The sequence below is a fragment of the Colwellia sp. C2M11 genome (genome assembly GCF_018860915.1).
Classification (GTDB): Bacteria; Pseudomonadota; Gammaproteobacteria; order Enterobacterales; family Alteromonadaceae; genus Colwellia.
In genome coordinates, this window is record NZ_JAHKQD010000047.1 from 95,845 (window position 1) to 110,022 (window position 14,178).

10 protein-coding genes and 1 pseudogene are annotated in these 14,178 nt (G+C 36.1%); all 11 read left to right on the forward strand.

Annotated features, from left to right (window positions below; genetic code table 11):
• Positions 1–16: 16 nt before the first annotated feature.
• The 11 genes and pseudogenes from rseP (at position 17) to accA (ending at position 14,105) form a co-directional block, all read left to right on the forward strand.
• Complete coding sequence (gene rseP / locus KO509_RS13205) at positions 17–1,378, forward strand: sigma E protease regulator RseP (protein ID WP_215973733.1); 1,362 nt, start codon at positions 17–19, stop codon at positions 1,376–1,378.
• 58 nt (positions 1,379–1,436) lie between these two features.
• Positions 1,437–1,612 (forward strand): annotated as a pseudogene (locus KO509_RS18100) (zinc metallopeptidase RseP); the annotation flags it as partial.
• Positions 1,613–1,773: 161 nt separating this feature from the next.
• A complete protein-coding gene (bamA, locus tag KO509_RS13210) occupies positions 1,774–4,248 on the forward strand; it encodes an outer membrane protein assembly factor BamA (protein WP_215973734.1) in 2,475 nt (824 codons plus the stop codon).
• Between the two features lie 105 nt (positions 4,249–4,353).
• Entirely contained in the window at positions 4,354–4,872 is a 519-nt protein-coding gene (locus tag KO509_RS13215; RefSeq protein WP_215973735.1) for an OmpH family outer membrane protein, read from the forward strand.
• 3 nt (positions 4,873–4,875) lie between these two features.
• A complete protein-coding gene (lpxD, locus tag KO509_RS13220; RefSeq protein ID WP_215973736.1) occupies positions 4,876–5,919 on the forward strand; it encodes a UDP-3-O-(3-hydroxymyristoyl)glucosamine N-acyltransferase in 1,044 nt (347 codons plus the stop codon).
• Positions 5,920–6,063: 144 nt separating this feature from the next.
• Positions 6,064–6,507: a 3-hydroxyacyl-ACP dehydratase FabZ gene (gene fabZ, locus KO509_RS13225; RefSeq protein WP_303495251.1), complete on the forward strand. Its 444-nt coding sequence runs from the start codon at positions 6,064–6,066 to the stop codon at positions 6,505–6,507.
• Positions 6,508–6,579: 72 nt separating this feature from the next.
• Positions 6,580–7,350, forward strand: coding sequence for an acyl-ACP--UDP-N-acetylglucosamine O-acyltransferase (gene lpxA / locus KO509_RS13230; RefSeq protein WP_215973738.1), 771 nt, complete (start codon positions 6,580–6,582; stop codon positions 7,348–7,350).
• Positions 7,351–7,623: 273 nt separating this feature from the next.
• A complete protein-coding gene (lpxB, locus tag KO509_RS13235) occupies positions 7,624–8,808 on the forward strand; it encodes a lipid-A-disaccharide synthase (RefSeq protein WP_303495249.1) in 1,185 nt (394 codons plus the stop codon).
• 8 nt (positions 8,809–8,816) lie between these two features.
• Positions 8,817–9,449, forward strand: coding sequence for a ribonuclease HII (gene rnhB / locus KO509_RS13240; RefSeq protein WP_215973739.1), 633 nt, complete (start codon positions 8,817–8,819; stop codon positions 9,447–9,449).
• A 46-nt stretch (positions 9,450–9,495) separates the two neighbouring features.
• Positions 9,496–13,014 carry a DNA polymerase III subunit alpha gene (gene dnaE, locus KO509_RS13245; RefSeq protein ID WP_215973867.1) on the forward strand — a complete coding sequence of 1,173 codons (3,519 nt, stop codon included), beginning with the start codon at positions 9,496–9,498 and terminating at the stop codon, positions 13,012–13,014.
• Between the two features lie 134 nt (positions 13,015–13,148).
• A complete protein-coding gene (gene accA / locus KO509_RS13250; RefSeq protein ID WP_215973740.1) occupies positions 13,149–14,105 on the forward strand; it encodes an acetyl-CoA carboxylase carboxyl transferase subunit alpha in 957 nt (318 codons plus the stop codon).
• Positions 14,106–14,178: the final 73 nt, after the last annotated feature.

The window sequence follows — 14,178 nt, forward strand, 5'->3', positions numbered from 1 at the left end:
AGGAACAAAAAGCATAATGTTTGATTTTATTTGGAATGCAGCCTCTTTTGTTGTTGCCCTAGGTATTTTAGTTACTGTGCACGAATATGGTCATTTTTGGGTTGCACGTAAAAATGGTGTAAAAGTTGAACGTTTTTCTGTAGGTTTTGGTAAAGCACTTTGGCGTAAAACGGGAAAAGATGGTACTGAATATGTTGTCGCTATGATCCCGCTTGGTGGTTATGTCAAAATGCTTGATGAGCGTGTTGATGATGTTGCTGAAGAAGATAAAGATAAAACGTTTAATTCAAAGTCGGTGTACCAACGAATAGCAATTATTGCTGCCGGTCCTTTTGCTAACTTTGCTTTTGCTATCTTTGCTTTTTATCTCATGTTTTTAATTGGTGTACCAAGTATTAAACCAGTTATCGGCAGTATTAGCCCTAATTCTATAGCTGCTCAAGCACAAGTACCAAGTGATGTGCAAGTTGTTGAGGTTGCGGGTAAAACAACACAAGATTGGCAGGATGTTAATTTAGCTTTAATTGGCGAAATTGGCGCTAATACTATTGTAATCAAAACAAAAAGTAGCGATAGCCAATATGTAAGTAGTCACAGTCTATTAACAAAAGATTGGCAGTTTTCACCAGAAAAAACAACTGCTTTAACGAGTTTAGGAATTACACCGTACAGACCAGCTGTTTATAACGAACTAGCAGCGATCGGTAAAGATAGTCCTGCAGAAAAAAGTGGCTTACAAGTAGGTGATAAGCTTGTTGCTATTAACAATGAGCCTATAGCTGAAGGTTGGTTAGATTTTGCTAATAAAATTAAACGTTACCCAAATGAGACAGTTTCGTTAACTATTGAGCGTGCTGGTAACCAACAGGTAATAGCAGTAACACCGCAAGGTATTGAACAAAATGGTAAATTAATTGGTTACTTAGGCGTTTCTCCTAAATCTGATAACTGGCCAGATGAATACCGTATTGACATTAGCTATGGCTTATTTCCAGCAATTGGAGAAAGTGTTCACCGGACTTGGAACTTAATTACGCTAAGTTTTAATATGATTGGCAAATTAATTACAGGTGATGTATCAGTTAAGAATTTAAGTGGTCCAATTGCAATTGCTCAAGGAGCAGGTGATAGTGCAGGGTATGGTTTTGTTTATTTTTTAGGCTTTTTAGCATTAATTAGCATTAATTTAGGAATAATTAACCTTTTACCGTTACCGGTACTTGATGGCGGACACTTACTCTATTATCTTATAGAGCTTTTAACAGGAAAACCTGTTCCGGAAAAAATACAAGAAGCAGGATTTAAGTTTGGTGCGTTGGCTTTATTAGCATTAATGAGTGTAGCTCTATTTAATGATTTTAGTCGGGTATTAGGGTAAATAGATAAGAAGTAAAGGAAGAAGGTATAATTAACCTTTTACGCTTTACCTAAGTGAGCCAGTACTTGATGGTGACACTTACTCTATTACTATTAATATGGGCTTATAGAGCTTTTAACAGGGAAACCTGTTCCGGAAAAAATACAAGAAGCAGGATTTAAGTTTGGTGCGTTGGCTTTATTAACATTAATGAGTGTAGCTCTATTTAATGATTTTAGTCGGGTATTAGGGTAAATAGATAAGAAGTAAAGGAAGAAGGTATAATCAACCTTTACGCTATAATTTTTAATATCGACTTAGTAAAGAATTAAAAGAATAATGGTTAATTGTAGGTATTAGATTTTAATCTATTACCTAGGTTTAGAAATTAAAAGAAGTAATAAAAGTAAGCATTTATGATAATTAAAAAATTAGCCTTTGCCGTTTTATTAGGCGCTCTAGGTACAACAGCTCAAGCAGCCGAAGAATTTCAGGTTGAAGATATCGAAGTAAAAGGCTTGCAGCGTGTTGCTTTAGGCGCTGCGTTAACACATATTCCTTTTAATGTTGGTGATAATCTTAATCCATTTAGAATTTCTCAGTCAATTAAGTCTTTATATAAATCGGGTCATTTTAATGATATCCGTGTTTACCGTGACGGGAATCGCATTATCTATCGCGTAAGAGAACGTGAAACGATAAGTGATATTACTTTTGACGGTAATAGTGATTTAAAAGATGAGCAGTTAACAGAAAGTCTTGATGGCAGTAATATACGTGTTGGTGAAACACTAGATCGAACTGTTATTTCAGGTATTGAAACCGGGTTAGAAGATTTTTATCATAGTGTCGGAAAATATAATGCCGACGTAACGGCAAGTATTACTCATTTACCTCGTAATAGGGTAAATTTAGAGTTTAAGTTTGTCGAGGGTGATGCTGCAGCTATTAAGCAAATTAACTTGATCGGTAATGAAGTTTTTACTGATGCTGAAGTTCTTGAAAAAACAGAGCTTACTTTTGATTCGCCATGGTGGAATTTTATGGCGCAAGATAGATATCAAAAGCAAACACTACAAGGTGATATGGAAACGATCAATAGCTACTATTTAGATCGGGGTTATCTTCGCTTTAATGTTGATTCTACTCAAGTATCAATGACGCCAGATAAAGAGTCCGTCTATATTGCTTTGAATGTAACAGAGGGTGAAACCTATACTATTAGTGATGTTGATTTTATTGGTGATTTAGCTGGCTTTGAGAAAACTATAAGAGCTATTAATCCGTTACAAGCGGGCAACCTTTATAATGGTGCAGAAGTTACTTACACTGAAGAAGTTATCAGTAAATTTCTAGGCCGCTTTGGTTATGCTTACCCTAAAGTTACGACTATTCCGAATATTAATGATGAAGATAACACTGTTAAACTGTCAATATCTATCGATCCAGGTAAACGTATTTATGTTAACAAAGTAAACTTTACTGGTAACCATGTTACTGCAGATAAAGTTTTACGTCGTGAACTAAGACAAATGGAAGGTGCTTGGCTATCTAATAGCCTAGTTGAACATTCTAAATCACGCTTATCTCGATTGCCTTATATGGAAACGGTTGAATTTGAAACTAATCAAATTGCCGGTGAAGATGATTTAGTTAATGTAGATTTTGCCGTAAAAGAACAAGCATCAGGTTCATTTACTGCCGGTATCGGTTATGGTGATTCAACCAGTTTAAGTTTGAATGCTGGTATTCAGCAGAATAACTTCTTGGGAACAGGTAATCGTGTAGGCTTTAACATTAACACAAACAGATACTCTAAAAGTGCTAGCCTTTCATATACAGATCCTTATTTTACTGTTGATGCTATCTCTCTTGGTGGTCAAATATTTTATCAAGCTTTTGATGCAGGACAAGCTAACCTAGTTGAGTATAATAATAGAACATACGGTATTGGCCTTAACTGGGGCTTCCCAATTAATGAATACGTTCGAGTTGGTTTTGGGGTCGGTTTTAAAAATAATGAAATTACTTCATTAGAAACCTATGAACAAATTCAAACCTTTTATGATTTACATTCTGATCCGAGTGATCCAGATGCAGCGCTAGCATTTAAAAACTATGATATTAATGCTAATATTTCGCGCTCAACGTTGAACAGAGGTACATTCCCAACAGCAGGTTCATCACAACTTTTGTCTTTTAAAGTGACAACTCCTAGCTCGTCTGATGTACAATATTTTAAACTTAATTTTGACAGTAAATTTTACTTCCCACTCACTAGAAACCAACGTTGGACAGTGTTAACTCGTTTACAGTTAGGTTATGGTAACGGTTATGGCGATGTACGTGGTAATGATCAGTTGCTACCATTTTGGGAAAATTTTAGAGCAGGTGGCTCAGATACTTTACGTGGTTTTGAAAACAACACTGTAGGACCTAGAGCTATATATCGTTACCCAACAGCTGTTAGTGGTACGCCTAGTTCAATAGGAGGAACTGCTTGTTGTTTAGGTCCTGATCATGATTTTATCTATGCTACACCGCGAAGTGTTGGTGGTAATGCTATTGCTTTAGGTGGTGTTGAATTAATTGTACCTACACCATTTTTAGATGAAAGTTATTCTAATAGTGTAAGAACAAGCTTTTTTGTTGATGTTGGTAACGTTTGGGATACTGAATTTGATATAGCCGACTATCAAGATTTAGCAGCTGTAGAATTAGAAAAACTTGGTGATTATTCTGATCCAAGTCATTATCGTGCATCTGGAGGTTTATCAATTCAGTGGTTATCTCCAATGGGACCAATGGTTTTTAACTTTGCTAAAACAATTAAACAAGAAGAAGATGATGACACAGCATTCTTTAGTTTTAATATTGGTAAAACATTTTAAGATTCACCCGATAATATAATCTAGTAAAGAACATCGTCTAGCTGTTAAATTAAGTTAAGCGAATAATACTCTAAATCCAATTATAGAAAAGAAGAGGAAAATACCTTGAAAAAATTTATCAAATCTATGGCTATTACAGCTACAGCTTCAACCATGTTATTAGCAAGTAGCGCAATGGCTTTTGAACAAAAAATTGCTGTGGTAAATGTACAAGAAGCGATTAGTCAAATCCCTCAAGCCGCGGTTTTAATGCAAACGCTAGAAACAGAATTTAAAGACGAAAAAGCTGTTATTGAGAAATTACAAAAAGATTTATCTTTTGAAGATGAAAACTTAAAACGTAATGGTTCATTAATGAATGAAAAAGAAAAAACTGAGTTACAAACTAAAATGGCTGGTTTATACCAAGAATATCAAGTCAAAGTAAAAGAGTTTCAACAAAAGGTTGCTCAACGTCGAAATGAAGAAACAAACAAATTGTTAGCTTTAGTAACTCAAGCGGTAGACAATATTGCAGCTAAAGAAAAATATGACTTAGTGTTATCTCAACAAACAGTTGTTTTTTCAAAAGAATCAACAGATATTACAGCTTCTGTAGTTGAACAAGTAAGCAAAATTAAATAAGAGATGGCTTACACTCTTGATGAAATAGCGAAACATATTCAAGCGAAGCTAGTGACTTATGATGAAGATAAATCTTCAGCAAATGACGCCATAGAAAGTTTGGCAACACTGGCTAATGCTAAAATAGGGCAAGTCGCTTTTCTAGCAAATAAAAAATATATATCACAGCTCAGTAATACAAAGGCTAGTGCAGTTATTATTGCACCAGATATGTTAGCGCAATGTCCTGTGAATGCTTTAGTAATGGATAACCCTTACATGGGGTATGCTCTGTTGGCTAATTTACTTGATACCACACCAAAGGTGGCAAGTGGCATTCATACGAGCGCAGTAATCGACGAAAGTGTTCACTTAGGTGAAAATGTTAGCATTGGTGCTAATGCAGTTATCGAATCAGGTGTTTATTTGAATGATGATGTATGCATTGGTGCCGGTTGTTTTATTGGTAAAAATAGCTCAATAGGTAAAGGAACACGTCTCTGGGCAAATACTAGTATTTATCATAATGTTATTATTGGTGAAGATTGCTTAATTCAAGCAAATACCGTTATTGGCTCTGATGGCTTTGGTTATGCTCCAGTTAATGCAAACTATAAATGGCATAAAATTCCTCAATTAGGCCGAGTTATTATTGGTAACAAGGTTGAAATAGGAGCTAGTACTACAATAGATCGAGGAGCACTTGAAGATACTGTGATCAAAGATGGTGTTATTCTTGATAATCAAATTCAAATTGCTCATAACGTTGTTATTGGTGAAAATACAGCTATGGCTGCCTGTAGTGTTATTGCCGGTAGTACTGTCATTGGAAAAAACTGTACGATAGCAGGTCTTGTTGGTGTTAATGGACATATTAATATTACAGATAACTGTGTTTTTACTGGCATGTCAATGGTAACTAAATCTATTGTTAAACCTGGGGTTTATTCTTCAGGTATGCCTGTAGTAGATAATAGTGAATGGCATAAAATAAACGCACGCGTTAAACGCCTAGATAGTTTAACTCAACGTGTCAAAGCGTTAGAAAAATTACTCGAAAGCAAATAAACTTGCTTATTAAATAACATAAAAAATAATAATAGCTGCAAAGGCAACATTATCTAATGTAAACTTGTACGTTGATCTTATATAATAAGTCAGCACAAGCCAATGAAAGGAAAAAATCAATTGGACACTCTTGATTTAAATAGAATAGCAAAGCCAATATCACTGAATGAAATTAAAGAATTAATTCCTCATCGTTACCCTATGTTACTTGTTGACAAAGTTCTTGATCATGAGCCTCTTAAAAGTTTACATGCGATAAAAAATGTAACTATCAATGAGCCTATTTTTACAGGACATTTTCCAGATGCCGCCATTTTTCCTGGTGTGTTAATTTTGGAAGCTCTTGCACAAGCAACAGGTATTTTGGGCTTTAAAAGCAGTGAAGGACGTGAAGAAAATGAAATGTACCTTTTTGCTTCTATAGATAAAGCACGTTTTAAACAACCAGTTTTACCTGGTGATACTATGCATCTTCATGTCGAATTTATTAAAGAACGACGTGGTATGTGGAAGTTTTATGGTGAAGCAAAAGTTGACGGTAAAGTCGTTTGTTCTGCTGATCTTATGTGTGCTAAAAGAAAGCTTTAAGCACGATATAACTCTTCTCAAGTTTTACACTCCCAGCATTATACTTTAATTGAAATAGATAACAGAGATATTATGATTCATCCACAAGCGATAATTGAGCCAGGCGCAATTATTGGAAAAAATGTTACTATTGGTCCTTGGACTCATATAGCAAGCAATGTCATTATTGGTGACAATTGTCATATTAGTTCTCATGTAGTCATTAATGGACCAACTAAAATAGGTCAAGGTAATAGAATCTTCCAATTTGCTAGTATAGGAGAAGATTGCCAAGACTTAAAATATGATGGCGAGCCAACAGAGTTAGTTATTGGCGACAATAATATTTTTAGAGAATGTTGTACTATTCATCGAGGTACACCTCAAGACAACAGCCTTACCCAAATTGGTAGTAATAACTTATTTATGGCTTACACTCATGTGGCACACGATTGCATGGTAGGTAACCACTGTATTATGGCTAACAATGCATCTATTGCTGGCCATGTTCATATAGGTGACCATGTTATTCTTGGTGGTATGTCGGGTGTTCATCAATTTTGCCATGTTGGTGCTCATAGTTTTATTGCTGCCAATGCGATTGTATTAAAAGATGTTCCTGCATATGTTATGGCTTCAGGTCATCCAGCGAAGCCTTTTGGCTTAAATAGTGAAGGTTTAAAACGCCGAGGTTTTAAAAGTGATACTATCTTATCAATTAAGCGATCTTATAAAGAGATTTATCGTAAAAAACAATCGGTTGATGACGCTTTACATGCTATAGCTGCACTCGGAGATCCTTCGTCAGAATTAGAGCTTTTTACTCAATCGATTAAAAACTCTACTCGCGGTATTATTCGTTAATACATTGCGATTTAATATTGCATTATTACTAAGTTTTAGCACCTAGGGGCTAGTACTTAGTAATAATAAGTACTAGTCTAAACTTGGTTTAATAAGTATTTTTCTTGCAAGTGCTTGTTTAACTTCATTGTCAAATCTACTCACAATAGCTAGCTATCGACATGAAGTTCACCTTGATTTTTTATAAAATAAAGTAGCAAACCACTGAGCTAGAGTATAAATATTATAAACCAAGTTCAGGTTACTTAGAAAAATAAACCTAGGAGCTAACTAGTGTCATCAATTTTAACCACTCATACTTCTTCCCCCATTTTTGCCATTGTTGTTGGTGAGCACTCCGGTGACACATTAGGAGCTGGCTTAATTACTGCATTAAAATCTCAATATCCTGATGCTAAATTTATTGGTATTGGCGGCGCTAAAATGGATAAACTTGGCTTTGAAAGTTTATTTTCTATGGAAGAATTAGCGGTTATGGGGATTGTTGAAGTACTGGGCCGCATTCGACGATTATTTGCGGTGAGAAAATCATTAGTTGACTATTTTACTGCCAATAAACCTGATGTGTTTATTGGTATTGATGCCCCAGATTTTAATATTGGCTTAGAGCTTCGTTTAAAACAACAAGCAATAAAAACTGTTCATTATGTTAGCCCTTCTGTTTGGGCCTGGCGTGAAAAAAGAATTGTTAAAATAGCGAAAGCAACCGATATGGTGCTTTCTTTATTACCTTTTGAAAAAGCTTTCTACGATAAACATCAAGTCCCTTGTACTTTTGTGGGTCATCCTTTAGCTGATGATATTCCAATGGAAAGTGATAAAAAACAAGCAAGAGCTATACTTAATCTTCCTCTTGAAAATAAAATCCTTGCGTTAATGCCTGGCAGTAGAGGTGGTGAGTTATCTCGTTTATTAGCACCTTTTTTTCAAAGTGCGATGCAATTACAGCAAGAGGATGAAAACTTACTCTTTATTGCGCCAATGGTTAGCGAAAAAAGAGCACAACAGTTCAATACGTTGAAAGCGCAATTAGCACCTAATTTAAAGGTACAACTTGTTATTGATAAAACTCAAACGGTTATGGCGGCTAGTGATTGCTTATTGACTGCTTCAGGAACGGTAACTTTAGAAGCAGCTTTAATTAAAAGACCTATGGTAATTTGCTATAAGTTTAATATGATTACGCACTTGCTAGCCAAATGGTTAGTAAAACTCCAATGGTTTTCTCTACCTAATTTATTAGCAAACAAAACATTGGTACCTGAGTTATTGCAAGAGGAAGTGTGTCCAGAAAAGATTATTCCTTTGGTAAAAGAACGCTTGTATCAAGATCAATCTCAATTAAACGATACGTTTACACTTATTCATCAACAGTTAAAATGTGATGCAAGTAAGCAAGCAGCAAATGCAGTGATTGATTTGCTTAATACTTCAAATACACCTCTTTTAAATAAGTAATAATTCCCATGGCTCCAAAAATAATTTTACCTGATTTTGAATACCCTGTTGCTTATTGTATTGCTGGGGTCGATGAAGTGGGGCGAGGCCCGTTAGTTGGCGATGTGGTTACTGCTGCCGTAATTTTAGATCCTGATAATTCTATTGAAGGACTTAAGGACTCGAAAAAACTTACTGAAAAAAAACGTGCCTTGTTAAGTGAAGAAATTAAAGAAAAAGCAGTTGCATGGTCTATCGGACGAGCTAGTCCGGAAGAAATTGACACCTTAAATATTTTACATGCCACTATGCTTGCTATGCAGCGAGCTGTTCAAGGTTTATCTGTTACTCCTGACTATGTGTTAGTTGATGGGAATCGTACACCAACCTTTAATAGTGAGCAAGGCCCTATTGCTAGTTTAGCGGTAGTGAAAGGAGATGCACGTGTTATTGAAATAAGCGCGGCATCAATACTTGCCAAGGTTGCTCGTGATAATGAAATGATTGCTCTTGATAAATTATACCCTGAATATGGTTTTGCTAAACATAAAGGGTATCCTACGAAAGCGCATTTAGAAAAAATCACTGAGCTTGGAGTGCTCGATTGTTATCGACAAAGTTTTAAACCTGTTGCTAGAGTATTGGGCCTTATAAATGAGTGATACAGTGAATAATGAAATAGCACAGATGGATCCTAACCAGGAATTGATTACAGATCCTAAATTTATTCATTTGCGCGTTCATAGTGATTATTCCATGTGTGATGGCTTGAAAAAGGTTAAGCCTATTGTTGCTAAAGCGGCTGAATTAAATATGCCTGCAATAGCTTTAACGGACCAAACAAACCTTTGTGGCTTGGTAAAGTATTATCACGCAGCTCACGGTGCAGGTCTAAAGCCTATAGTCGGTTGTGATTTTTGGGTGAAAAGTGAAGAATTAGGCAATGAGCTTTTTCGTATCGTAGTTCTTGCTACAGATAATGTAGGCTATAAAAACCTGACTGAATTAATTTCCAAAGCCTATATGCGGGGACATATTCAAGATAAAGCTGTCATTGATAAAGCATGGTTAGCTGAATATAAACAAGGCTTAATACTGTTATCTGGAGGTAGAGAAGGCGATATAGGTAAAGCATTATTAAAAGGTAATAATGAACTTATTGAGCAAATGGTTAGCTTTTATCAGCAACACTTTCATGATTGCTTTTATCTTGAATTAATAAGAACTGGCAGAGTTGATGAAGAAAATTACCTACATCTTGTTGTTGATTTAGCTACACACTTCGAACTGCCTGTTGTTGCCACAAATGAAGTGATGTTTCTCTCGCCTGAGGATTTTGATGCACATGAAATCCGTGTTGCTATTCATGATGGTTATACATTAGATGATAAAAGACGCCCTAAACGTTATAGCGAACAACAATACTTACGCTCTGAAGCAGAAATGTGTGAGTTGTTTAGTGATATTCCTGAAGCGCTAGCTAATTCTGTAGAAATTGCTAAACGTTGTAATGTAACAGTGACATTAGGTGAATATGTATTACCTGACTTTCCTACAGATGGTCTAGAAATTAATGATTATTTTATCAAGGTATCTAAAGAAGGGTTAGAAAAGCGCCTTAATAAATTATTTGATACCAGTGCTGATAACTTTAGTGAAATCAGAAAACCTTACGACGAACGTTTAGCAATAGAGCTCGAAGTTGTAAATAATATGGGATTTCCTGGCTATTTCCTTATTGTAATGGAATTTATTCAATGGAGTAAGGATAACAATATTCCTGTTGGCCCGGGTCGTGGTTCAGGGGCTGGTTCACTTATCGCTTATGCGCTTGATATTACTGATCTTGATCCACTTGAATACGATTTACTTTTTGAACGTTTTTTAAATCCTGAACGTGTCTCCATGCCAGATTTCGATATTGATTTTTGCATGGATCGACGTGATGAGGTTATTGATCATGTTGCGGAACTTTATGGTCGTGATGCGGTTTCTCAAATTATTACTTTTGGTACTATGGCGGCGAAAGCGGTAATTCGTGATGTGGGTCGTGTACTTGGGCATCCTTATGGTTTTGTTGATAGAATTTCTAAGCTTATTCCGCCAACACCGGGCATGACTTTAGCAAAAGCATTTGAAGAAGAGCCGAAGCTACCTGAAATTTATGCACAAGACTCGGAAGTCAAAGATCTGATTGATATGTGTCGGATCCTTGAAGGCACCACACGTAATGCGGGTAAACATGCTGGTGGTGTTGTTATTTCGCCTACCACTATTACTGATTTTGCACCTTTATATTGTGATGATGAAGGTAAGAATCCAGTTACACAATTTGATAAAAACGATGTAGAAGACGCGGGTTTAGTTAAATTTGATTTCTTAGGATTAAGAACCTTAACTATTTTACAGTGGGCTATTGAAATGGCTGATGCGCAGCTGTTAAAAGCAGGTAAAGAGCCTATTGATATAACAACTATCGACCTTGAAGATAAAGCGAGTTTTAATCTACTACTACAATCTAAAACAACGGCAGTATTTCAATTAGAATCTAGCGGCATGAAGTCGTTAATTGATAAATTAAAGCCCGATTGTTTTGAAGATATCATCGCTTTAGTAGCACTATTCCGCCCTGGACCACTGCAGTCTGGCATGGTTGATAACTTTATTGAACGTAAACATGGCCGCGAAGAAATCAGTTACCCAGATGCGACATGGCAACATGAAGATTTAAAGCCTGTTTTAGAGCCAACCTACGGTATTATCTTGTATCAAGAACAAGTTATGCAAATTGCACAAGTCTTGGCTGGGTACTCATTAGGTGGTGCAGATATGCTGCGTCGTGCTATGGGTAAGAAAAAGCCTGAAGAAATGGCAAAGCAGCGTGCTGGCTTTGAAAAAGGTGCAATAGATCGCGGTGTTGATGGCGAGTTAGCTATTAAAATATTCGATTTAGTAGAAAAATTTGCGGGTTATGGCTTTAACAAGTCTCATTCAGCAGCCTATGCGTTGGTCTCCTATCAAACGTTATGGATGAAAACCCACTTTCCGGCACCGTTCATGGCAGCCGTTATGTCTGCGGATATGGATAACACTGAAAAAATTGTTACATTAGTCGATGAATGTAGCAATATGAATATTGATTTATTACCGCCAGATGTTAATGCTGGTCAGTATAAATTTACTGTTAATGATAATAATCAAATTGTTTATGGTATTGGCGCGGTAAAAGGTGTAGGAGAAGGTCCTATTGAAGCGATTATTGCCGCACGTCAATCAGGCGGTCCTTTTATTGATCTTTTTGATTTTTGTGCGCGTTTAGATTTAAAGAAAACAAATAAACGTGTTTTAGAGAAGTTAATAAAATCAGGTGCTATGGATGCACTTGGACCGACCTATAAATTAACAAGTGACGGTAAAGACTTACCACATCGAGCAGCTTTATTTGAAACATTGCCAGAAGCAATAAAAGCAGCTGAGCAGCATGCAAAAGCTGAGTCATTAGGACAAAATGATTTATTTGGTTTAATTAATGATGAACAAACCGATTCTAGGCAGTCATTTAAAGAAGTAAAAAAGTGGCCGGAAGAAGTTTGGCTTAATGGTGAAAAAGAGACCTTAGGTTTATATTTAACAGGTCACCCTATTAATCGTTATTTAGCTGAAATTAAAAAATATTCTACTAGTCGCTTAGTGGGCATGCAGCCAACCGGTCGTGATAAGCAAGCGGTTGCTGTCGGTTTAGTTATTGGTGTGCGCGTTATGGTTAATAAACGTGGTCGTCGCTGGGCATTAGTAACGTTGGATGATAAAAGTGCGCGTATGGATATACGATTATTTCCAGATGACTATGATAGATTTTCTGAATTGCTCGAAATTGATGCAATTTTAGTGTGTAGTGGACAGGTCAGCTTTGATGATTACTCTGGAGGTAATACAATGACCGCCAGAGATATTATGACGGTAGCTGATGCTAGAGAAAACTATGTTACTTCTTTAGATGTTAGAGTGCATAAAGAAAAACTAGGCGACAGTTTTATTGAGCAATTTACACAAGTTTTAACGCCACATAAAGAAGGTACTTGCCCTGTGAGGGTTTATTATCAAAGAGAAGAAGCTCGCGGCATGTTAGAACTTGGAGTACAATGGCGGGTATCGCCAGCAGATATGTTATTATATGATTTAAAAGAACTATTAGGTGAAGAAAATGTCACCTTACAGTTTAAGTAGCTGAATAGTTTTTATAATATATATTTCAGAGCTAGCTTTTAACGCTATCCGTTAAAATTAATAATTAAGTGTTATCGATGATAAAATCGGTAATGAAAGAAAATTAAGACCATTTTTTAGGTGCAAAATAGCATATGTCATTAAATTTTTTAGATTTCGAACAACCTATTGCCGAACTTGATGCAAAAATAGAAGAGCTTCAGCTTGTTAATGCAGGTCAGGAGCTAGATCTTGATTTAGAAGATCAAATTTCTCAGTTACGTGAAAAAAATAAAGAACAAACCAAAAAGATTTTTGCCAATTTAGATCCTTGGCAAACAGCACGAGTAGCCCGTCATCCACAACGTCCATATACGTTAGATTACTTATCTCGTATATTTACTGAATTTGATGAATTAGCTGGTGATAGAGCGTATGCTGATGATAGCGCTATTGTTGGTGGTACAGCACGTTTAGATGGTCGACCTGTGATGATTATTGGTCATCAAAAAGGTCGTTCGACCACTGAAAAAGTTAAACGTAATTTTGGTATGCCTCGTCCTGAAGGATATCGAAAAGCATTACGTCTAATGAAGATGGCAGAGCGTTTTAATATGCCAATTATTACTTTTATTGACACTCCTGGTGCTTATCCTGGCATTGGTGCAGAAGAGCGTGGTCAAAGTGAAGCTATAGCAACGAACTTAAAAGTAATGGCACGTTTGTCAGTTCCTATTATTTGTACCGTTATTGGTGAAGGTGGCTCTGGTGGTGCGTTAGCAATTGGGGTTGGTGATAGAGTTAATATGCTACAATATTCTACTTATGCTGTAATCTCACCTGAAGGTTGTGCATCTATTTTGTGGAAAACCGCTGCTAAAGCATCAACAGCTGCAGAAGCTATGGGTATAACTGCACAGCGTATTAAAGAATTAGAGTTAATTGATAATATTGTGGAAGAGCCATTAGGTGGTGCACATCGCGATATGGATCATATGGCAGCAATGTTAAAAGAATCTTTAAAAAGTAACTTAGCAGAACTTGATCTGTTAGATAAAGAACAGTTGATTGAAAGTCGATATGATAAGTTAATGTCATTTGGCTACTGCTAATATATTATATTGCCAACCTATATTAATACTTATTATTAATATAGGTTGTAGATAAAGTGTTTATACCCTTAAA